17 protein-coding genes are annotated in these 22,253 nt (G+C 59.9%); 8 read left to right on the forward strand and 9 right to left on the reverse strand.

Annotation, left to right across the window (positions count from 1 at the left end; all coding sequences use genetic code 11):
* Positions 1-188: 188 nt before the first annotated feature.
* Both PXK01_RS19145 and PXK01_RS19150 read right to left on the reverse strand, forming a co-directional pair.
* Entirely contained in the window at positions 189-605 is a 417-nt protein-coding gene (locus PXK01_RS19145; protein WP_274861324.1) for a diacylglycerol kinase, read from the reverse strand.
* Entirely contained in the window at positions 602-2,281 is a 1,680-nt protein-coding gene (locus PXK01_RS19150) for a phosphoethanolamine transferase (protein WP_274861326.1), read from the reverse strand. Before PXK01_RS19150 ends, PXK01_RS19145 begins: the two co-directional genes overlap by 4 nt.
* Before the next feature lie 289 nt (positions 2,282-2,570).
* Here PXK01_RS19150 and PXK01_RS19155 point away from each other — a divergent pair, with 289 nt between their 5' ends.
* From PXK01_RS19155 to PXK01_RS19180, 6 genes are all read left to right on the forward strand, one after another.
* A complete protein-coding gene (locus PXK01_RS19155) occupies positions 2,571-3,242 on the forward strand; it encodes a winged helix-turn-helix domain-containing protein (protein ID WP_274861328.1) in 672 nt (223 codons plus the stop codon).
* Between the two features lie 10 nt (positions 3,243-3,252).
* On the forward strand, positions 3,253-4,635 hold the full coding sequence (locus PXK01_RS19160; RefSeq protein ID WP_274861329.1) for a sensor histidine kinase: 1,383 nt from the start codon (positions 3,253-3,255) through the stop codon (positions 4,633-4,635).
* A 271-nt stretch (positions 4,636-4,906) separates the two neighbouring features.
* The gene (locus PXK01_RS19165) at positions 4,907-5,881 is read left to right on the forward strand and encodes a membrane dipeptidase (RefSeq protein WP_274861330.1); all 975 of its coding nucleotides are present in this window, start codon (positions 4,907-4,909) and stop codon (positions 5,879-5,881) included.
* Positions 5,878-7,551, forward strand: coding sequence for a hypothetical protein (locus PXK01_RS19170; protein ID WP_274861331.1), 1,674 nt, complete (start codon positions 5,878-5,880; stop codon positions 7,549-7,551). The genes PXK01_RS19165 and PXK01_RS19170 overlap by 4 nt, the downstream gene beginning before the upstream one ends.
* Complete coding sequence (locus PXK01_RS19175; protein WP_274861332.1) at positions 7,548-8,123, forward strand: DUF3726 domain-containing protein; 576 nt, start codon at positions 7,548-7,550, stop codon at positions 8,121-8,123. The genes PXK01_RS19170 and PXK01_RS19175 overlap by 4 nt, the downstream gene beginning before the upstream one ends.
* Positions 8,124-8,141: 18 nt before the next feature.
* A complete protein-coding gene (locus PXK01_RS19180; protein ID WP_274861333.1) occupies positions 8,142-9,116 on the forward strand; it encodes an Ldh family oxidoreductase in 975 nt (324 codons plus the stop codon).
* 407 nt (positions 9,117-9,523) lie between these two features.
* On the opposite strand, the gene PXK01_RS19185 is transcribed toward PXK01_RS19180, so the two are convergent.
* The 7 genes from PXK01_RS19185 to PXK01_RS19215 form a co-directional block, all read right to left on the reverse strand.
* Positions 9,524-13,258, reverse strand: coding sequence for a hypothetical protein (locus PXK01_RS19185; RefSeq protein ID WP_274861334.1), 3,735 nt, complete (start codon positions 13,256-13,258; stop codon positions 9,524-9,526).
* Positions 13,259-13,647: 389 nt separating this feature from the next.
* Positions 13,648-14,085 carry a type II 3-dehydroquinate dehydratase gene (gene aroQ, locus PXK01_RS19190; protein ID WP_274861335.1) on the reverse strand — a complete coding sequence of 146 codons (438 nt, stop codon included), beginning with the start codon at positions 14,083-14,085 and terminating at the stop codon, positions 13,648-13,650.
* Between the two features lie 27 nt (positions 14,086-14,112).
* On the reverse strand, positions 14,113-16,002 hold the full coding sequence (locus PXK01_RS19195) for a bifunctional sugar phosphate isomerase/epimerase/4-hydroxyphenylpyruvate dioxygenase family protein (protein ID WP_274861337.1): 1,890 nt from the start codon (positions 16,000-16,002) through the stop codon (positions 14,113-14,115).
* A gap of 30 nt (positions 16,003-16,032) precedes the next feature.
* Positions 16,033-17,307 (reverse strand): TRAP transporter large permease, encoded by a 1,275-nt coding sequence (locus tag PXK01_RS19200; protein ID WP_274861338.1) that lies wholly within the window; start codon positions 17,305-17,307, stop codon positions 16,033-16,035.
* Positions 17,307-17,840, reverse strand: a complete 534-nt coding sequence (locus tag PXK01_RS19205; RefSeq protein WP_274861340.1) for a TRAP transporter small permease — start codon at positions 17,838-17,840, stop codon at positions 17,307-17,309. The genes PXK01_RS19200 and PXK01_RS19205 overlap by 1 nt, the downstream gene beginning before the upstream one ends.
* A gap of 58 nt (positions 17,841-17,898) precedes the next feature.
* Positions 17,899-18,903 carry a DctP family TRAP transporter solute-binding subunit gene (locus PXK01_RS19210; protein ID WP_274861341.1) on the reverse strand — a complete coding sequence of 335 codons (1,005 nt, stop codon included), beginning with the start codon at positions 18,901-18,903 and terminating at the stop codon, positions 17,899-17,901.
* Between the two features lie 44 nt (positions 18,904-18,947).
* Positions 18,948-19,832, reverse strand: coding sequence for a shikimate dehydrogenase (locus PXK01_RS19215; protein ID WP_274861342.1), 885 nt, complete (start codon positions 19,830-19,832; stop codon positions 18,948-18,950).
* 236 nt (positions 19,833-20,068) lie between these two features.
* Between PXK01_RS19215 and PXK01_RS19220 the strand changes: the two genes are divergently transcribed.
* Together PXK01_RS19220 and PXK01_RS19225 are read left to right on the forward strand one after the other, a co-directional pair.
* A complete protein-coding gene (locus tag PXK01_RS19220; RefSeq protein WP_274861343.1) occupies positions 20,069-20,662 on the forward strand; it encodes a TetR/AcrR family transcriptional regulator in 594 nt (197 codons plus the stop codon).
* Positions 20,663-21,184: 522 nt separating this feature from the next.
* Complete coding sequence (locus PXK01_RS19225) at positions 21,185-22,195, forward strand: acyl-CoA dehydrogenase family protein (RefSeq protein ID WP_274861344.1); 1,011 nt, start codon at positions 21,185-21,187, stop codon at positions 22,193-22,195.
* Positions 22,196-22,253: the final 58 nt, after the last annotated feature.

Below are 22,253 nucleotides of genomic sequence, written 5' to 3' on the forward strand. Positions count from 1 at the left end.
GTGACACTCCTGAAAGTTGGCAATGGGTCGCCACTGTCAATCTTCCGCTCAAACGGTTGCTCGTCGTGACCAGCCACGAAATCCCTTGCCGAGACGGGCCAGAGCCCGGTCAAACTCTTGACTTGGGACATTCGGCCCCGGTTCAAATTGCTCTTTTTGGCGGCTCCACATCTGTTGAACCATCCGCATTACAGACCCAAAGCAGACAGGGAGAAAACGATCACCCCGAAACATGTGACATTCGCAATGATCAGCAGCGCCACCGCAAGGGATCCCAGATCCTTGGCCTGTTTCGCCTCAAGCGACCACCCGGGAGAGATCCGGTCGGTCAGCACCTCGATCGCGGTATTGAGCGCTTCGACCGCCAGGAGCAGCGCAAAGAGAATGGCAAGGGCCGCAACCTGCATGAGTGATGCGCCCAACCACAAGACAAGAACAAAGCCCATGGCACCAAGCGCCAACTCCTGTCGGGCCGCGGCTTCGCCCAGGAGGCGTCGAAATCCTGCCAGCGAATAGCGGGCAGCGGCAATGAAATGCGCAGCACCGGTCACCGGGTGCGGGATCTCTGGCGTGCGGAGGGCATGCGGCGATTTCTTGGCTGTCATGTGCTGGACCTTTCCGGGCGGCATGTGGAGGTGAGATCAAGGGATGGCTCTCGGACGGAGGTCGAGACATCCATCAGCCCCAGAACCGTGTGAAACAGGTTGTCCTGGCTGACCGGTTGTCTTGTGAGATCGTCCAGACAGCCTCCATCAAGCTGCATGGCCTGGCGAAAACGTTGCGGCAGCCACATCAGGAAGGGAACCTTGGTCTGCACCTCAGGCGCCATGAACATCGGCGCGGCGTGAAGATAGAGACCGGCCTCGCCAAGGGATTCCCCGTGATCGGAGAGGTAGATCATCGCGGGCAATACCCGTTCTTGTTCCTGAAGGCGTGTGATGGCGCTGGCGAGGATGTGATCGGTGTAGGCGATGGAGTTGTCGTAGGCATTGGTGATTTCGCCTTGCGTGCAATAGTCGAATTCAGCGGTTCGGCAGTCGCCGTCAAAAGGCGCGAACCCTTGCGGATACCGCATGTAATAGGCAGGCCCATGACTGCCGATCATGTGCAGGACCAGAACTGTGTCCTCCTTGATGCTGCCGATTTCCTGCTCCAGGGCCTCCAGAAGCGCCTGGTCGGTGCATTCTCCACTGGCGCAGGCCGCAGAACCGATGGTGGCATCGATCCGGCGCGATCCGGTGCGGCGGGCAACTCTTTGATCGCCGGTATTGTTGTCGATCCAGACAGGATTGATACCCGCATGCTGCAGCACATCCAGCAGGTTTTCACTGCCCATGAACCGCTGGTGGCTGTAGTCCGTGCGCGAAAACGGGGAAAACATGCAAGGCACCGAAACCGCGGTCGATGTTCCACAGGAAGACGTGTCGCTGAAATTCAGGATATCGAGCTTTGCCAGTTCCGGCGTCGTGTTCCGGGTGTAGCCATTGAGGCCAAAGTTCTGCGCCCGCGCGGTTTCTCCGACGAAGACGACCAGCAGAACGGGTTTTTCCGCGGCCAGAAGATCAGGCCCCTTGACCGCATCCTGCCCCAATGGCGCGACTTCGGTGTTTCTGGCCCGGATCTCCATCTTCGCGTAGCGCGCGATGGCGCCGATTGTGGCGCCGGGCTGATAGCTGCCCATCAACTCATGGTGTTCGCGGATGATCGAGACGTTTGCCTTGAGGTTGATAAAGAGAAACCCAAAGGTCAAAACGAAACTGGCAACCACCGTCAGCGGCATTTTCCACAGCAAATGGCGCGCTGGCGGATAGGTGATGCGCGGCCAGAACAGCAACAGGGCGGGCAACAGACCGCTGAGCGCCATATGGCGCAGATAGGGCAGCGTGATCAACTGGCGGGTTTCAGCGACAGTCGTATTCATGACGTTCTGAATCATCAGCTTGTCGATCACCGCGCCAAGATGATCCTGATACCATGCGGCAGCCGCAGCAAGCAGGATGAGACCGGCAAGAGCCGGGCGCTGCACCCGTGGCAAGGCAAACGGGCTGAGGGTGAAAAGGGTCAGCATCCAGACGGCACAGGCAAAGAGCAAAACGTTCATCGGCGCGCCGTCGAACAGCCTGCCGAGATGCCCCCAGAACACGGTATTGAACACCAGCATCATATAGGAGGCGACAATGAGGTTGAGCACCACAGGCGAAAGGCGCGGGCGCCGCAGAACCAGCGCCGCCAGAACGCCCGAGAAGGTCCAGGGGATGCCGCCTGCCGCGAAGGGCAACAAAGCATAGCCGCTGTCCCTGGCGGCCCGGGGGAATGAGACGTCAGAGGCGTTTTGATCTGCGCGCGATGGAGCCCGCTCTGTGGTGTTTCGGTTGTGGTCCGTGGCCGAAAAAGAGGTGGCTGTCGTCATCTGACTTGAAGTCCCGCTGCAAAGTGCAGCCCATGGATAGGGTGCCCCATGTGTCCCCAAGCTTGTCGCAACTATACAAATCGGTAATCTCCGGGCGGCTTGACCGGCGGGAAAATGAGCGTATGCAAAGTGCCATCGCCCTCCTTTGGAAAGCTCCTGAATGCGTGTTCTTGTTGTCGAAGACGATCCTGAGACGGCTGACTACATCACCACCAGCCTTAGGGCTGAAGGGCATACGGTCGACCATTGCGACAATGGCAAAGACGGGTTCCTGAATGCCCTGGACAATGATTACGACGTCATGGTCTTTGACAGGATGCTGCCGGGGCTGGACGGGCTGACGCTGATCAAATCGGTGCGCGGGGCCGGCAACGAAACCCCGATCATGTTTCTCAGCGCCTTGGATGGTATCGATGATCGGGTTGAAGGCCTGAAGGCCGGTTCGGATGATTACCTGATAAAGCCGTTCTCCTATCAGGAGCTGTCCGCCCGCCTAGCAGCACTGGTGCGCCGCCCGCCGCTGAAAGCCGAGGAAACCGTTCTCCACGTGGCCGATCTTGAGATGAACCTCGTCCGGCGGACGGTCAGCCGCGGCGGCACGCAGATCGACCTGCAACCGCGGGAGTTCAGCTTGCTGGAGTATCTCATGCGCAATGCGGACCGGGTGTTGACCCGCACCATGCTGCTCGAAGCTGTCTGGGATTTCCATTTCGACCCCAAGACCAGCGTGGTGGAAACCCATATCAGCAGGCTGCGCAACAAGATCGACAAGCCCTTCGCACGGGAGCTGATCCACACCATCCGCGGTGCGGGTTACAGCCTGCATGGATAAGGCGCCGCTCTTGCGCCGTTTGCGGCGCTCCACCTCCGTCCGCTTGTCGCTGCGGTTTGCCCTGCTCTATTCCCTGCTGGCCGCGCTGGTCTTTGCTGCCGCCTACAGAATGGCCGATTACGAGACCTCCAAATGGATCAGGGAACAGCTCGCCGACCAGGAGGCTGTTTTCCTCGAAGCCTATCGCCAAGGCGGCAGGGAGGCGGTTGTTGCGCAGCTGGCGACATATGGCGCCTTCAATTTCGAGGATCACCGCATCTTCCTGCTGGTGGACGCGGAGGAGCGTCCCCTTGCCGGAAATGTGAAACGCATCACCGCAGACACGGCGTCCGGCTACGTGGATGCCTCCGCCATCGTCTTTGTTGCGACAAGCCGGAACGAGGGCTTCGGCTATATTCTGCGCGAGGTCGAGCTCGGCACGGACACGCTGGTTCTGGGTACAAGCACCTATTTCCTGGCTGAATTGCTGGAGGGGCTCGGGGCCGGATTGATTGCCGGTTTTCTGTTCATGCTCCTGGTCGGCGCCGGCGTTGGCGTTATTGTCGGCCGCCGCACGGAACATCGGCTTCGGCAGGTCACCGCGACTCTTGACGATGTTGCGCAGGGCGATCTGCAGGCCCGGGTGGCACTGATCGGCAATGATACCGACGACCTGGCGCGGTTGTCGCGCGAGATCAACAGGACGCTGGGACAATTGCAAAAACTGGTCGAAAGCCAGAAGCAGATTTCGGCCGATATCGCGCATGATCTGCGTACCCCCATGCAACGTCTGCGCCAAAGGCTGGAAGCGATCGGCCAATCACCGGAATTGCCGGAGCCGTTGGCCAACGAGGTCTACAAGGCCATCGATGCGGCCGACGATCTGATCGAGACCTTTCACGCGCTGCTGCGGATTTCGCAGATCGAAGCCGGCGCACGCCAGGAAAACTTCGCCCAGGTTGATCTCATCGCCGTTCTTGACCGCATCGAAGACGCCTATGGCGTAGTGGCCGAGGAAAAGCAGCAAGTGCTGACATTCACCGTCGGGCCAAACCCAATAGGTGTTTTCGGCGACCAGCAATTGCTGGCCCAGATGATGGCAAATGTCATTGAAAACGCCCTGCGCCACTGTCCACCAAGCGCACGCATAGAGGTTGTACTTTCAGCACGGAGCGGCCGGGTTTTCTTTTCCGTCTGCGACAACGGAAAAGGCATACCCGAGCAGGAAAGAGAAAAGGTATTTCGCCGGTTCTACCGTGTGGAAAAGAGCCGGACGACGCCGGGCAACGGGCTTGGCCTGAGCCTGGTCAAGGCGGTCATAGACCTGCATGGAGGCGTCATCACGCTGTCCGACAATTCTCCCGGGCTATGTGTCACAGTCGCATTTCCAAAATCTGGCGAAAGTGCCGACTGAACTGATTGGCTGGCCAACACGTCTGGATGCCATGTCACCCGTAGCGCGCTAGGTTTTTCCTTATCAAGAACATGATATGTCAGTTCTGCGGAAAAGGTGGAGGTCGCGAAGTCCGATTCCGGCGCATTGCCGCCAATGGTCAAGTCGCAGCAAAGGTCAGCCAGAAGAGATCAGACCTGTTCACCGCTCGATTTTCGAGACGTGAATCACGCTGCAACGTAGAAATCAACGGGGTCTGGCCCTAATGTTCGGGTGAACAGGAGGGTGCGCGATGCAAATTGACGGGCTGCAATACGCCAATTGGTCGGAGACCGTGTTTCGTCAAATGCGGGAAGGAGGGGTGGACGCTGTCCATGTTACCATCGCCTATCACGAGATGTTCCGGGAAACGGTCAGCAATATTGAAACCTGGAACCGCCACTTCGAGGCCTATCCCGATCTGATCACTCGGGCGGGGACAGCCGAGGAGATCCGCGCGGCAAAGGCCGCCAACCGCACGGCAATCATTTTTGGCGCTCAGACACCCGCCCCGATGGAAGATGACATAGGCCTGGTCGAAATCCTTCATACCCTGGGATTGCGTTTCATGCAGTTGAGCTACAACAACCAGTCCTTGCTGGCGACCGGCTGCTACGAAGCTGAAGACCCCGGGCTCACCCGCATGGGCCGTGAGGTGGTGGCGGAAATGAACCGGGTGGGCCTTGTCGTGGATATGAGCCATTCGGCTGAACGCTCCACTCTGGAGGCCATCGAACACAGCACGCGGGCGATCGCGATTACACATGCAAATCCCGCAGGATGGCACCCGGCGTTGCGCAACAAGTCCGATACCGTGCTGCGGGCCCTGGCCGAAACCGGCGGCATGCTGGGGTTCTCGCTTTATCCCCATCATCTGCGTGGCGGGTCGGACTGTACGCTCGAAGACTTCTGCCGGATGATTGCCGATACGGCAGAGCTTATGGGGGCAGAGCATATCGGGATCGGTTCGGACCTCTGCCAGGATCAGCCGGACAGCGTGGTGGAGTGGATGCGGGTCGGTCGCTGGACCAAGCGCATCGACTATGGCGAGGGCTCCGCCGCCGCGCCGGGTTTCCCGAGACAGCCGGAGTTCTTCCGCGACAACCGTGATTTCCCCGGACTTGCAGAGGGGCTGCGCGGCGTTGGGTTTTCCGAAGCGGATGTGCGCGGAATCCTGGGCGAAAACTGGTTGCGCTTCTTCGCAACCGGGTTTGGGCCTGCACCATGAACGGTCTGCGCCCCGCCTCAGAGGTCATGCGCCTGTCGCGTCTGGGGTCTGCCCATCAGACCCGGTTGAGCTTCATGCGCGTCCTGCTGCGGGGATTGCGCAAGGGCGGTTGGCAGGTGGATCGTCCACTATGGGACATCGACGCCCAGGGCGTGGGCCGCGCTGTCTATCGTGTCCGCGGGCAAGGACAATGCTACAGCCTCGTTGCCTTCGCCCATGACTTGCCGGACGCCCTGCGCTCGGACCGGGTGATTGCGGAAGCCTGGGACGCCACCTTTGCCCTGATGGATGGCGAAGTCTCTGCCGCAGATCTGGATCGTCTGGCCGCCAATGTCCCGCGACAGGAGGCGGGCCGGGTCAGCGACCGCGAACTGGTTCTTTCGCGCGCCAACCGGTCGACCCGCCTATGGTCCCACGTGGTTGAAAGACTGGCGGCAGGTCGACAGCCGGATGCGGAGCGATTGGCCGAAGTGGGCTATCTGATGCGCACAACTGCCGTTTACGGCTCGGGAAAGTTCGGCGCGGCGGACCACACGGCGCTGGCTGGCCGGGACTTGATGGACGGGCCTTTTCGAGCAGAAATGCTGGCGGTCTGGCTGATCCGGGCCTTTGTCTGCGATCTGGTCGAGCACCTGGCCCGTGCACGCGGCGGAGCACGGGCAACAACACTTCACCCCGCCCTGCGGCGGAGCCTGGGTATCGGCAATTCCACCGGGCTTGGCATGGCACCGTTTCTCGTGAACCATCCGGCCCTGCTGAACGCGTGGATTACTGCACGGGAAACCGCGCTCGCCCGGATCAGGGCTTTGCCCGAAAGCACCCCCGGGACCCGTGCCAGTTTTGAACGCGCCCTGGGCGGTTTTGCGCGTCTGCTGACGGGGTGGCATTCCGAACACCCGATTCAGCGGGCGAAACTGGCAGACCTCTCTGCCGATCTGGTGCTTTTGCGGGCGCATATCGCCAAGGGGGCTCTGGAGGCTGCAACGCCCTGGGCCAAGCTATGGGACTGGGCCATGCGCACCCTTTCGGTGGAGGGACAGGAATTGCTGCTTTCCCTCATTCTGGAACCGCATGGCGCCTATGTGGATGACCTGGCCGAGCAAATGGGCGCGCAGGAGCGCAAGAGCGCCCGCATTGCCGGCGCCATGACCGTGTCGGAGCTCAATACGCTGATTGCAAAGCAGTTCGACTGGGCACTGACACCTGATTACACATCTCCTGAGGCCTGCGCGCGGTTTTGGTACGTGTCGGAAGCAAAGCTGGAACCCCGGCTTGGAGAGCGGCACACGGAGCCCGGCGCAGAGCGCGAGCAGCCTTTGGGCATCGGACGTGCAGTGTCAGAGCTGGCAGGCGCGTTGGACAGCCGCCCCCCAGGCGAAACCGTGGCGGCCTTTCTGCGCCTCCAGCCAGAACATCGCCGCGCCGTACGGCGGGTGCAGATGGCGAAATCCGCGCCATATGGCGAAATCCGCGACAACCTGATCGCAGCCGACCTGCTGCCCATCGACATATTGCGCTGCAAGCTGGCCTTTTTCGGAGCCACAGGTTTCGATCCGCGGTCCGACCGTTGGGTGCGCATTACCATGTACCAGAACGCGCCATTTCCGGATGAATTGCACCAGTTGCCGGAAGACGATTGGTGCCTCCCCGCGGCGGAGGCAGAGGCATGAGTGAAATCCGCACACTGTCCGAGATCACGACGACCTGTACAAAGGCGGTCCGGGGCGCGGGATGCCCCTGGGGAATGGCCGAGGAAGCCGGGCTGGCCGCGAGGCTTCTCTCTGCCCACGGGTTGCCCGGGGCAGAGGCCGTGGCCGACCTGCTGGCGACGCCGCGCAGCTGTCCTTGCTCGAAGGCAAAGGGGGCACCGGCCTGCGGACTGGCAGAGATGGTGGCGCTGCTGGATGCCCCGCCAACGAGCGATGTGGCCTTAGGCGACACGGCCGCGCCGCTGTTGTTGCTCGGCTTCGCACTGGCGGAAGGCGGGTACTGGGATCTGCGCTGGCCTGGCGGGGCGGCCCGGTGCGGGCCAGCAGGGGTATCGCTTTGTGGGGAATTGCCCGGGCCCATCGCGCGGGTCGACCTGGCGCGCAGTATCGAAGCGGAAGACATGCGGCCCGCCGATTGGCGTAGTCGCCCGGTGAAGGAAGACGCATGGGGCGCATTGGAAGACCTGGCGTCGCGGCTGCTTGTGCCTGAAACCACGCAATCACGCGCCTCCGGGGCCGGACCAGACAGATAGACAGCGAGGAGAGACCTGATGGCAAAAGTATCTGTTGCCGAAATCCAGGAGACGAGCAGAGCTGCCTTGGAGGCCCACGGTGCCGGACCTTGGCAGGCAGCGGAGGTCGCCAGGGCCGTTGCCCGAGCCGAACAGACCGGCAATGTCATCTGCGGGCTCTATTACCTCGAAAGCTACTGCCTTCAGCTGCGCAGCGGGCGCGTGAACGGTCAGGCAGAGCCGGTGGTATCCGTCACGCGTCCCGGTGTGGTCATGGTGGATGCGCAATTCGGATTTTCTCAGCCGGCCTTTGCCAAAGCCCTGCCGAAGGCGCTGGCCGCTGCGCATGAAAACGGCATCGCCACGCTGGCGGTTGGCCACGCGCATACCTGTACCTCGTTGGGCTATTTTACAGAACAACTCGCCGCGCAGGGATTGGTCGGGATCGGCATGACCAACGCCTCTGCGATCGTTGCCGGGCCTGGTGGCAAGACGCCTGTTCTGGGCACCAATCCGATTGCCATGACCATACCGGGGGATGGTGAACCCGCATTGCACGCAGACTTCTCGACCGCCGCGGTGGCGCTTGGAAAGATCACGATGGCCAAGGCTGCGGGAGAACAGATTCCCCTGGGCTGGGCCGTGGATTCGGGCGGCAATCCCACGACCGATCCCGAGGCTGCCTTGCGTGGTGCACTTGTCTCGGCGGCGGATTACAAGGGCTGGGCTTTGGGGCTTCTGGTCGAGGTGCTGGCCGCCGGACTGACCGGTTCCGTCAACTCGCTGGACGTGAAGGGGCTCAAACTGCCGGATGGCCCGCCGCATGACTTGGGGCAATTCTACATTCTGATCGACCCCAGGGCCCACGCCGATGGTCTTGCCACAAGGATGCGCCGTATAGCCGAGGCAATCGCGGCCGACCCGGAGGTGCGCATCCCTGGTGTTCCTCGTCGACACCTAGATCCGGTGCTGGTGCCCGACAACCATTGGAAAAAGGTTACCGCGCTGATGTGATGCCCTGCAAAGCCAGGTGATGGAATGCCGTGATGAAACCTGTCTGGCAGCTGTATTTCTCAGCTGTTCGGGCAATCGTTCAAACCGATGGCAGCCCTGTACTCATCTCTTCTGCTCCGTTGTCCAAATCGGCCACATGCGCCTGCAAGAGATGATGAAGAGAGACCGTGCTGGCAGTCTAGGAACCATCGAAGCCACAAGGCCCAGGCGCCAAACATCGCCCTGGCAGCAACCTCGGCGCAGGTGGATTTGCAGAGAAAGCAGACCGTTCAAACTTGCTCTCCCGGTTCGTCCAATTGGCTCCAAACACTGGAGTCCGGCACCCCGAAAGCGACTTTCGCCGCACAAGCAGCCAAGGGGCGCGACCACCCCCTTGGCGTATCTCTTGAATGGCGCGCGGTCAGATCCTACAGAAGGTCATCGGGCCAGTGGTAGCCTTCACCATAGAAGATGCCCGTGGCGTGGTCTGATAGCGTTAAAGCCCCCTTCTCGGTGAGGTTCCCGGCCTCTGCCAAGAGGGCCTCGCGCATTGGCAACACATCGTATTCAGACACCCCCACCGGGACTTCCAAAGGCACGAGCTCAAAGACATCCGCTACCCCAGCGAAGGTCTCAGCCAGTGCTGACGCCAACTGCATAGCGTCGTTTGGCAGCGATTGTTTGGCCATTGCCTGTGTCTCCACCGAGGGCGGCACGGCCAGCACAATCGATTCCATATTGCCGGTCCCCCGGATTTCCCAGGTCACAATCAAACGGCCGTTGTCGAGTTGGTCCAGCTCGGCAATGAACCCGTCGCCGGAAGAACCGATCGACGTGTCGATTTCCACATGGTCGTTCAGCGGATTGCCCAACAGATCAAAACTCTGCACGAAGAGGTGGTCCGAAGCTTCGTTTCGCCACATCAGAGCGACACCGCCTCCCTCCAGGGCGATTGCCTGGTCAAAGGTGATGTAATTGGTGCCGGACAAGTCCCAATCAAAGCTAATCTCGGTTCCCTCGACTTCCCCCGTGGCATCAAGTCTCTGGGCCTGAATGCCAACCTGCTCGGAGAACCATGTCACCAGGAAATCGCCATCATCGTTCAGGACAACGACCTGAGAGGCCTCCTGAACGCTGTTGGTGGTTGTGTTGACGTGGAACTCTGCTGAGAAAGGCGTCATCTCTGTTCCTGGACCGGTGCCCCCGACAAGCCCAACGTCGACAATCTGCCCGAAAATTCCACCGTTGGAGTCAATTACATCGGCTCCACGCCCAGACTCCCAGGTCACCACGAAACGACTGTCGCTTAGGGCGGTCACGGAAGGGATCCGTTGATTGCTGAGTGTCGTGGTGTTGACGATCATCTCATCGAGGCTCACCGGAGACGAAGCGCCGCTTGGATCAAGGTCAAATAGCTCGGCCTTTACGCCGGTGTTGGCGCCGTCTTCCAGGGAGGTGGTCCAGACGACAACGAATTTGTCATCCCCCAAGGCTGTTACCTCGTGATCTGACGCAGCAAAAAGCGGCGCATTATTGTTTTGGTCGTCGCGCGCGCCGATCAGGAACTCGCTGCCAACAGGATGCCCATCCGATCCCAATTGCCGCCCGACCAATCCGCCATCATAGTCTTCCCAGATGACGACTGGCACGCCGCCGACATCCGCGATTTCCGGGTTTGCATATGAGAAATGTGATTCATTTTGGTTGATCTTGGTGATCGGCTGGTCCGGAACACCATCCGCCGAATAGTGCTGTACCCAGATGCCATGACCATCCACGTCTTCGGAGGTGAAGACCAGGATCCGCTCACCGTTTGCCATCACGACATAGGACGGATCGGCGGCCTCCAGCATTGTGGGGACCAGTTCAGTCGGCAGCCCAGCGGCAGGCGGAGCGCCGATGATCTGGGTCTCGATCGCGCCCTGATGTTCCCAGGTGACGACGAGCCGCCCGTCGGGAAGTTGATCAAGATCTCCTATCGCATCATTGTCGTTGCCAGAGACAATTAGGGTGGCTTCAGTCAATGGGAAGCCGTCCAGATCGTAGCTTTGCACATAGACGTTGCTACTGCCATATACGGCATTGTCGTCGCGCCACATCACCGCGATTCCGCCATCTTCCAGCGCAACCACTTCCATCACGGCCCCGTGGTCCGTTTCTTGGGCCTGCTCAAAACTCCCCGAACTGACTTCTTCACCACTGGCGTCAAAACGTTGGAACCGCATGGCTTCGTCGTAGGAAATCCACACAGCATAGTAGCCGCCATCTTCTAGGGCTACGATATGAGGGGCATCAACCTGGGCGACGGTGGTATTGACGGTGGTATTGATGTCAAACGGCGGCGTTTCTGCGACCAGTTGCCCGCCTGCATCGAGCGAATAGACCCTGGTCAATACCTGAGAGCTTGGCCACTCAGTCCAGGTCACGACAAATCCGCCATTGCCGAGGTTGGCCACATCAGCCTCTTCGAAGTTGCCGCTGACGCCTTCGCTGACTTTGAACGGGGTGGAATCGACCAGTTCCAATTGACCGGAAGACGAGATTTGGACCCGTTGTGCGACAATGTCGGTCTGAGTATTGTCAGGACCGTCGCGGAAGTGGTTTTCTGACCAAACCAGAACTGCCTGACCATTCCCCAGATCAACAAGTGTGTGATCAATAATGTTCCGATCAGGCAGGCCAGATTGGTCCCACCGGCCAAATGGAACTTCGCTGCCCTCAGCAACGCCCTGATCGTTCAACAGGCGGGCGACAAGCTCCCCATCCTGCCTTTCCCAAATGGCCATGACCTTGTTGCCTATGGTGGCGATTTTTGGATTTGCCTTGTTGCCGATGGCTGAGGTGCTGATGGTCTGCGGCGCGAGCGGATCCGACCCGTCCGCGGGGAAGCGGATCACCTTGATGACACTTTGCCCAGCTTCCACATCAGTGAAGGTGACCAGGCGCTCGCCACTGGTGAGGACCACTACCGAAGGGTCGCCCCCGTCCATTGTGTAATTGACGTATGTCGGGGTGGCGTCCACCTCATGCGTAAAGATATCGCCGGAGTAATTCTCGACCGTTACCAGCAGATTGCCACTGGGCAACAGATCCAGCTCCGCAATGAACTTGGCTCCATTGGTGCTGGTATTTGTTGTGTCGATTTCGACATGGTCGGTGAGCGGATTACCATTCAGATCGAAGGTCTGAACAAACAGGTTTCCGGTGGTCTTGTGCCGCCACATGACCGCGACGCTATCGCTGTCCAGTGCTACAGCCTCATCCAGGATCAGGTTGGCGGTTCCAGACATCTGCCAATCAAAGGTGCCTTCGACACCGACAGTTTCCCCCGGATGATAAGGGTCACTGTAGTCAAAGCGCTGAAATTGAATGCCGACAGTTTCCGAGAGCCAGGCGACGAGGACTTCACCATTTCCGAGGTCAACGGCCTGCGGTGCGCTTTGGACATAGTTGACGGTGCTGTTGATGTGAAATTCCGCGCCTTGGAGAATCCAACTCCCGCTACCGCTAGGGTCCGGTTGGTAAATCTGCCCGAATATCCCATCGTTTGCATCCTGGCCGCCAGTGCCATTCGGCGAGGCCCAGGTGACAAGCATGCTGCCATTGCCAAGCATCAGCACATCAGGCGTGTCCTGGCTGCCGGAATAGCCTGTATTGACGACGAAGGGATCGCCCGAAGTCCCTCCGGGCTGCAGATCCTGTGCCACAACCGCATATCCGCTGCCATCGACAACGCTAGACACCCAAACCGCTGTGAAACCACCTCCGTCATTTGCGACAATCGAATGGTCTTTGACCGCATTGAGCGGTGCGTTGGTGCCCGGATCCCTGTGGCCGAAACTGAAAACGTCACCCGGGAAAGAAGTGGTAAGAAGATCCCAATAGCGGGCCTCCAGACCGCCGTCCGTGGCCTCCCAGATGATGGCGACCGTGTCATTTTCATCCACGGCGATCTTGGGAAGCGCGTTGTGGTTGACCGTTCCGGTGCTGACCCGCTCTAGGCTTATCGTTGCACCTGCTGCATCGAAACGCTGCATCCAGATGGCAAATCCCGTGCCATCGTTCCATGCAAAGGTCACAATCTTCTCACCCGAGGGCAGGATGACCATCGAGGGGTCTTTTGCGTCGTCAATCAGTGGATTCGAGAGAATTACGTCAGCCATAATAGCCCTTTCACTATACTTTTACGGGCATATGATGATCACATGGTTAACAAATAATTAACAATTCAAATGCTTGAAGTTGTGAGAAACTCACATCAGGCAGATATCAGATTGATTGCTGCGCACACCGACAATGCCGCCGCAAAGGCAGCATTCCAACTCTGCTTTGAGTTGGTGTTTTAGATCATGTGCACAACACGGCGCCGCGCGTTGGACCAAGCGTTGCACCTGGTGTTTTCCAGGCATCGTTGCCGCCGATCTGGATCCTATTGTCCACCGAGGCTGCCATCACCTGCCGGGCGGCGGCTATTGGGGACTTGCCAGATCTTTCGCATTCGCTGGAGTGCGCCATGGAGGTTCCGCAATCGATAAGCAGCACTTTCGGGCGGCTATTCCCGGGCCAGAAACGCCAAGAGCGCGGCGCTATAGCCAAACGCACCAAAACCGGCGATCACACCCGTCGCCACGCCGGACACATAGCTATGATGCCGAAAGGCTTCGCGCTGGTGAACGTTTGACAGGTGAACCTCGTAGATCGGCTTGTCAAACGTCGCCAAGGCATCGCGGATGGCCACCGATGTATGCGTATAGGCGGCGGGGTTCATGATGATGCAATCCGCTTCAAGGCGCGCGCGGTGGATCAGGTCAACCAGTTCGCCTTCGTGATTGCTTTGGGCAAACACCATGTCCAAGCCGTTCTGGTCACAGATGTCCTGACAGGCGGCTTCGATATCCTTGAGGGTCAGGAAGCCATAGATTTCGGGTTGGCGTTGCCCCAGGAGATTGAGGTTGGGACCGTTCAGAATGAACACGGTTGCGTTGGACATGGGTTTATCAGACTTGCTGTTCGTGGATTAGCTTTGCGGCATGCCCTTGGTCCGCCCCAGTCGCTTTTGTGCGGCGATGCGGAAGGGCGCATTCAATGAGCCAAAGCCCTTGAAACGCGGATCGCGCTGGACGATCTCAAAGAACATTCCGCCGGCGAAGCTGCGGGAATACAGCTGGAAAAAGGCCGCGCCATTCTCCTCTTCATAGAGGATATTTGCCGCCTGCATCTTGCCGAGCAAGACATCGCTCAGGTCAAACCGCGCCGCCAGATCGGCATAGTAGTTTTCAGGCATCGGCAGGGAGTCAAAACCGATCTTTTCAAGGGCCGCAGCGGTTTCAAAGATGTCGTCGCATTGCAGCGCGATATGTTGAAAAGCCGTGCCAAAACTCTTGGTCAGGAACTCCCCGGCCAGGGTGCGGTGCGTCTCGGCGCCATTCAAGGTCACGCGCAGCGCCCCTTCCGCATTCTCGACAACCTGGCTCCGCACAATGCCATCGGGATCGATCACGTCCACCATCGGAGACTTCTGCATGTCAAACAGCGCCGTGTAAAACAGCGTCCAACTGAGCATGTCTTCATAGCTCATGGTCTGCGCCAGGTGGTCAATGCTCCGCAATATCGGCTGTTCGGGCGCGGTTTCATCGGTGGCCACGAATTCAATATCCCAGACACGCGCCAAATCGGCCTCATCCCCGATGAAATGCAACACCGATCCATGCAGGCCACGGATGGCGGGGATGTCCAGTTCCCCGGGGCCAAGAGGCTGTTCAAAGGTCCGGACGCCCAGGGCCGAGGCGCGGGCAACCGTGTCCCTGGCCGAGGGCACCTTCAGCCCGATATCGCAGACGCAGAGACCGCGGGTATTCCAGGCATGCGCAGCGTGGCCTTCGGTGTCCGCATTCACGACAAAGCGGACCTCCCCTTGTTGCCACAAGTCGATCTGCTTGTTGCGGTGCTGTCCGACGCGGGCAAATCCAAGTGAGCGCAGCAAGGCCGAAATAGCTTCGTGATCCTCGCCCCGCGCGGCGAATTCCACGAATGCCACCCCATCGACCGAGACCCGCGCGGGAATATCCAGCGGATCCGCCACGATGCCGGGCTCGGCCCGGTTCACATCATCCATCAGGGCGATCAGCGACCGGTAGCCATCCTGCGCAACCATACGTGCATTGTTGCCGCGGAACTGGTCGTTGAACACCTCAAGGCTGATCGGCCCCTGGTAGCCCGCCGCCATCACAGCCCGCATGAAATCGGTAATCGGCAAGTCGCCTTCGCCGGGCATGTTGCGGAAGTGACGGGACCAGTACAGCAGGTCCATCTCGATCAGCGGCGCATCCGCCAACTGGACGAAAAAGATCTTCTCGCCAGGGATCGCGCGGATCGACTTGGGATCCAGCCCCCGGCCCAGCGTATGGAAGCTGTCCAGGATCAGGCCAATGTTGGGGTGGTCGGCACGGCGCACGATCTCCCAGGCGTCGCGGTGATCGTTGACGTTCTTGCCCCAGGCCAGGGCTTCATAGCCGACCCGCAGCCCCCGTGTCCGGGCGCGTTCGCCCAGCTCCGCCAGGTCATCCGCCGCGCGGTCAATCCCGCCCAAGGAGGCCGGGTGGACACTGGAGCAGATCAGCACCAGATCGGCGCCCAGTTCCTGCATGATGTCGAACTTGCGTTCGGCCCGGTCAAAAGCCTTGGAGCGCATCGGCTCGGGCAGGCATTCAAAGTCGCGGAATGGCTGGAACAGCGAGATCTCCAGACCATGGTCGCGGATCATCCGCCCCACCTCGCGGGGGCTGCCGTCATGGGCAATGAAGTCCTGTTCGAAAATCTCGACCCCATCAAAGCCGGCGGCGGCTATCGCCTCTAGCTTTTCGGTCAATGTGCCAGAGATCGAAACGGTGGCAATCGCGGTTTTCATGTCTCAGAACCTTCTTGGTATTGATCGGCCTCAGTAGCCGAGGGCGCGCGGCAGCCAGATGACGGTCTCGGGCACGAAGGTGAGGATCAGCAGCACCAGCACCTCGACCAGGAAGAAGGGCAGGATCGCCCGGGTCAGGCGCGCCATCCCGACCTGCGCGACCCCCTCGGCCACGAATAGACACAGCCCAAGCGGGGGCGTGATCAGCCCGATCATGAGGTTGAAGATCACCAGGATGCCGAAATGGATCGGATCGACCCCCAAGGAGACCGCAATCGGGTGCAGGATCGGAACCAGCACCAGCATGGCGGCGATGCCCTCCAGAAACAAACCGACGAACAGGAACAGCACGATGACGGCCAGCAGGAAGGTGGTCTTGCCATCGACGTTGCCCAGCACCCAATCCGTCAGCATGTTGGGAACGCGGTTATAGGTCAGCAGCCAGTTGCCAGCGCCCACGGCGGCAATGATGATCAGGATGACCGAACTGTCGCGCATGGCTTCGGCAAACAGGCGGGGCAAGGCATTTAGGGCGATCTTGCGATAGACGAACACCCCAAGCACCAGCGCATAGGCGACGGCAAAGGCGGCCGCCTCGGTCGGGGTGACAATCCCCATCAGGATCGAGCCCACCACGAACACCGGCATCAACAGCGGCAGGATGCCCTGGCGCAGGGCAACGCCCGACGGCACGCGTGTCAATTCGCTTGCCGCACCGGGATCGGCGACCTTGACCGTCAACATGACATAGGCCGACAGGAAGACGGCCAACAGCAGGCCGGGCACCACACCGGCCAGGAACAGCGCGGGCACGGAAACGCCTGATACGATCAGCGCATAGATGATCACCGGGATAGAGGGCGGAATGATCGGCCCGATCACCGAAGAGGCAGCCGTCAGCGCCGCGGCAAAGCTGCGGTCATAGCCGTGTTTCTCCATCTCCGGGATGAAGACGCGGCCGATGGCCGAGGTATCCGCCACGGCAGAACCGGACAGGCCGGCAAAGATCACCGAGGCCCAGATATTGACCATGGCCAGGCCCGCGCGCATCCGCCCCACCAGGACGTTTGCAAAGGCGATGATACGGCCGGTAATGCCGCTCTCGTTCATCAGCTCCCCAGCCAGCACAAACAAGGGAATGGCCAGAAGCGGGAATGAGTTGAGGCTTCGGAAAATCTCGGTGGCGACGATGCGGATCGTGTAGGGGGCATCGTTCATGGCCATGAAGCTCAGCAGCGCCGCGACAATCGCAATGAAGATCGGTGCGCCAACCACAAGGCAGGTGATCAGGATTGCATAGACCATCAGAGGTTCCCCATCTTGGCGGTGCGCAGGCGTTGCAACAATTTCAGGGCGGCGGCAACGGCCAAGAGCACGCCCCCGATGGCAATGGCGTATTGCCAGGTGCCCAGCTTGCCAATCCATTCCAGCAGCGGGATGCCGGTGGTCTCGGCCAGGGCATTGGCGGCGGATTTCAGGCCGGAGCTGTCGATATGCCCGCGCCGCAGGGCAAAGGCATGACCGGCAAAGGCCAGGACAACGCCGGTGGCGAAGGCCAACAGGTCAGAGGCCACGAACAGCCAGTGACGCAAGCGCTGCGACAGCATGTCGGCGATGATGGAAAACCGAATGTGGCTGTCGGACATATAGGCATAGGCGATGCCGAACATGACCCCGTAGATCGTCAGGTAGATCGGCAGCTCCTCACCCCAGGCGATCGATTTACCCATCGTGTAGCGACGCAGGGCGTTGACGAAGATGATGACGAAAACCAGTGCCATGGAGAGCCCGGCTCCAAAAGCAAAGAAACGTTTCGCCGCAGTGGTGAACTTGTCCATTGGCTCGCCCATACGCAGTGTCAGGCGCGCCCAGAGGCGCGCCCGGTTGGTTTTCAGCTTACTTGGCCGCGGCGACCGCGTCTTGCAGACGATCGATCCAGACCGCATCATCGCCCAGTTCGCCGCGCAGATACTCTACCACGGCGGGCTGAGCTTTCTCGGCAAACATCGCGATTTCATCGGCGGTCGGGGAATAGACCTGCATACCCTCTTCCTGCACCTTCAACACGCCTTCGGCGGTGCCCCACTGCTGGATCGAACGGCCCATATTGCCGGCCACCCGGGCGGCCTTGGAGACCACGGCCTGCTCGGCAGCAGACAGCGACTGATAGAACTCGTCCGAGATCAGGATGAAGTCGGCGGCATAAACGTGACCGTCAAGGGTCATGTATTTCTGCAGCTTGTGCAGACCGTTGTTGTAGATGGTGCCGACGGGGTTTTCCTGGCCGTCGACAACGCCGGTGGACAGGGCGTTGGGCAGTTCGGTCCAGGCGATCGGGGTCGGCTCGCCGCCCAGGCCCTTGACCATTTCCACATAGAGCGGAATCGGCTGAACGCGGAACTTCAGACCTTCCATATCCGCCGGGGTGCGGATCTCGCGGGTGCCGTTGGTGAAGTTGCGGAAGCCGGTTTCACCATAGGCCAGCGTGCGCAGGCCGGTCTGCTCCAGGCAATGCTCGGCCAGCGCGTCGCCAAACTCACCGTCCAGCACGTCCCAGGCGATGGTTGCCGAGGAGAAGGTATAGGGGATGTCCAGAACGCCAGCCGCGGGGCAGGCTTTCGACATTGCACCCGAGACGATCACAACCTGGGTCAGGCCTTCTTGCGCCTGACCGACCAGCTCGGTCTCGTTGCCCAGCGCGCCGGCCGGGAACAGCTCGACGGTCAGCCCGGTTTCGCCTTCGACGATATTCTTGAAGATATGCGCAGCCGAGCCTTTCTTGGATGCGGTCCATTCATCCGGATCCACATGCGCCAGGCGCAGGGTTTGCGCCTGTGCGGCCGAAGCCAGGCCCAGGACCAGTGCTGCGGCTGCAGCAACTTTGGTGATCTTAAACGTCATGGTTTTCCTCCCTTTAACGCTTTTTGCCCTGCGAAACTGCAGGATTATTGATCGAAGGCGTCGAATGTTGCCTTCATTCGGTTGGGGTCGGCAGGCCGACCGGTGAAAAGTTCGAACGCGCGCACCGCCTGGAAAACGGCCATTCCCGAGCCCTTGAGCGTGCGACACCCCCGCTCTGCCGCCGCGCGCAACAGCTCTGTCTCAAGCGGGAAATAGACGATATCAGCGACCCACATCTGCGACGTCAGCAGGCGGATCGGAAAGGCCGAGCCGGGCAGTTTGGCCATGCCCATGGGCGTGGCGTTGACAATCCCGTCTGGGGGGTCCTGGGCGACAAGCGCGTCCAGGTCAGGCACGCTTTGCGCCATGCACTGGGGGCGGTTGCGCATCACCTGGCGGGCCAGGGCAGTGGAACGGTTCTGGTCCGTGTCGTAGATCGACAGCCGTTTCACACCACAGTCGATCAGCGCATGTGCCACCGCCACTCCGGCCCCGCCTGCCCCCAGCAACAGGGCGTGGTCTTGAGGCTCGGTGCCAAATTCACGCCGGAACCCTTCGGCAAACCCCCAAAGATCCGTGTTGTGACCATAGCGTTTCCCATCCCGGAACACGACGGTGTTGACCGCGCCAACGGCGCTTGCGTTGGGCGACAGCTCTGCCAGCAGATCGATGACCTCGATCTTATACGGAAAGGTGATGTTGAGACCGGCATAGCCCTCGGCTTCCAACCGGTCCAGCAGCCCGGCCAGAGACATATTCGCATAAGTCGGATCATCCATGTCATGCAGGCGATAGGCACAGGAGAGACCCTGCGCCCTGGCCTCGGCCATGTGCATGGAAGGGGTGCGCGACTTCGAAATGCCACGGCCGACGAGGCCAACCTCGATCTGCTGGGTCTTTGCGGCGTTGCAATCTTGTTGAGCGTGCACGGACGGGTCCCCTCCCAAAGCGGCCCTGAGGATTCGATGGTCCACGATATTTGAACCAAGCGGTTAATTAGGTCAAGGGTTTTGTACCGTGCGGTTAAATAGCACTGCTTGAACCACCGGGTTAATTGTCTAAACTGCGCTGGCAACAGACCGGCCAATGATCGACCAGAAAGACGCAAGCCTTGGATAAAAATCAAAAAAAGCAGCCTAGAAGCTGGAAGCAGGATCCGGAGGCCGTGCGCGCAGACATCCTGCGCGCCGCCAGAAAGGAATTCGCCAAACACGGTCTTGCAGGCGCAAGGGTGCAGAATATCGTCGATCAAACGCAGACCTCGAAGCGTATGATCTTTTACTATTTTGGCGACAAAGAGGGGCTCTATCGCGCGGTTCTGGAAGAGGCCTACCGGAGCGTTCGTGCCGCCGAAGCCGAGCTGGACCTGGATGGGTTTCCCCCCGTCGAGGCCCTGCAGCGGCTTGTCGAGTTCACCTTCGATCATCACCAGGCCAACGAGGACTTCATCCGTCTGGTCATGATCGAAAACATCCACAACGGCCGCCATATGATCGAAAGCGAGTCGCTGAGCGCAACCAACACCCCCGCCATCGAACAGATCACCCGGATCTGCGAGGCCGGCAAGAAAGCGGGCGTGTTTCGCACCGATGCCTCGCCGTTGACGCTTCACTGGCAGATCAGTGCGATGTCCTTCTTCAATGTCTCAAACCGCGCGACGTTTTCCGTGAACTTTGGCGATGCGCTGTTTTCCAAAGATGGACAAAGCCAGCTGCGCCAAAAAGTGGTGAAAAGCGTCCTGGACTCCGTGCTGGCCTAGGCTCAGGGCCCACTAATTCTACTCTACTGGCGCCAAATCCACGATATATCAGAGGTTTGGTGCGCGCCGTGCATAGTGGGTCTATTCGCAAGCGCGCCAAGACGCTGAGATGAAGTGGATTTGGCGTCCGTCGGATTTGACGGAATTTCCTCCTGCTTGCCTCTCAATGCTTTGAAATAGAACCACTATTGCGGCAGCATTGCTCGTGAGCAGACAATAATTCTGTCAAACCAGTGGTGCAGGAATAATGGGCCCTGAGCCTAGGCTCAGGGCCCATTAACGGCAGTAAACCACCCTTCATAGTTCGTGTCTTTGGTCAAAGGCGCTGCGGCAGTTCGCGCGCCTGAGAAGGGCCAGGCTGCCGCATGCCCCTTGATGTCCGCTCAAGGGCCGCGGCGACGCGGGGATCCGCTTTGCCCGGTATTCAACCAACCTATAACACCGATCCATTTCCGATATTTGAACTGGCGCCCACGACACGCAAAATCGCGTCGAAAACAGTTTTGGCGAATAGGGGCCCCGATGTACAAACAGCGCACTGACGAACACCAGGATATCCGCGACGCCATACGCGCTCTTTGCGCCGAGTTCCCGGACAGCTACCACCGCAAGGTGGACGAAGACCGCGCCTACCCGGAAGACTTCGTAAACGCCCTGACCCAAGCGGGATGGATGGCCGCGCTGATCCCAGAGGAATACGGCGGATCGGGCCTGGGACTGACCGAAGCCTCTGTCATCATGGAGGAAATCAACCGCGCCGGTGGGAACTCGGGCGCATGCCACGGCCAGATGTACAACATGAACACGCTGGTGCGACATGGCTCGGAAAAGCAGAAACAGGACATCCTGCCGAAACTGGCGTCGGGCGCGTTGCGGCTGCAGTCGATGGCGGTCACGGAACCCACCACCGGGACCGACACGACCAAGCTCAAAACCACAGCCGTCAAGAACGGCGACCGCTACGTCGTGAACGGTCAGAAGGTCTGGATCTCCCGCGTCCAGCATTCCGACTTGATGATCTTGCTGGCGCGCACGACTCCGCTTTCGGAGGTGAAGAAGAAGTCAGAGGGCATGTCGATTTTCCTGGTCGATGTCCACGAGGCCATGAAGTCCGGCATGGACGTGAAGCCCATTTCCAACATGGTCAATCACGAGACCAACGAACTGTTTTTCGACAATCTCGAAATCCCCGAGGAAAACATGATCGGCGAAGAGGGCAAGGGCTTCAAATACATACTGACCGGCCTCAACGCGGAACGCACCTTGATCGCGGCGGAGTGTATCGGCGATGGCTATTGGTTCACCGACCGGGCCGTCGATTATGTCGGCGAACGCCAGGTCTTTGGCCGTCCCATCGGCCAGAATCAGGGGGTCCAGTTCCCGATTGCCGAGGCCTTCATCGAAATCGAAGCGGCCAACCTGATGCGCCAAAGGGCCTGCACGCTCTATGATGCCGACGCCAATTGCGGTGCCGAGGCGAACATGGCCAAGTATCTTGCCGCAAAGGCCTCTTGGGTGTCAACGGCGGAGTAAAATTCGGCCATTGTGGCGGAGCAAAAGTCGGCCAGTTTGGGGCGAGCGCCTTGGAGCG

It is taken from the genome of Phaeobacter sp. PT47_59 (genome assembly GCF_028890025.1).
In the GTDB taxonomy this organism is placed as follows: domain Bacteria; phylum Pseudomonadota; class Alphaproteobacteria; order Rhodobacterales; family Rhodobacteraceae; genus Phycobacter.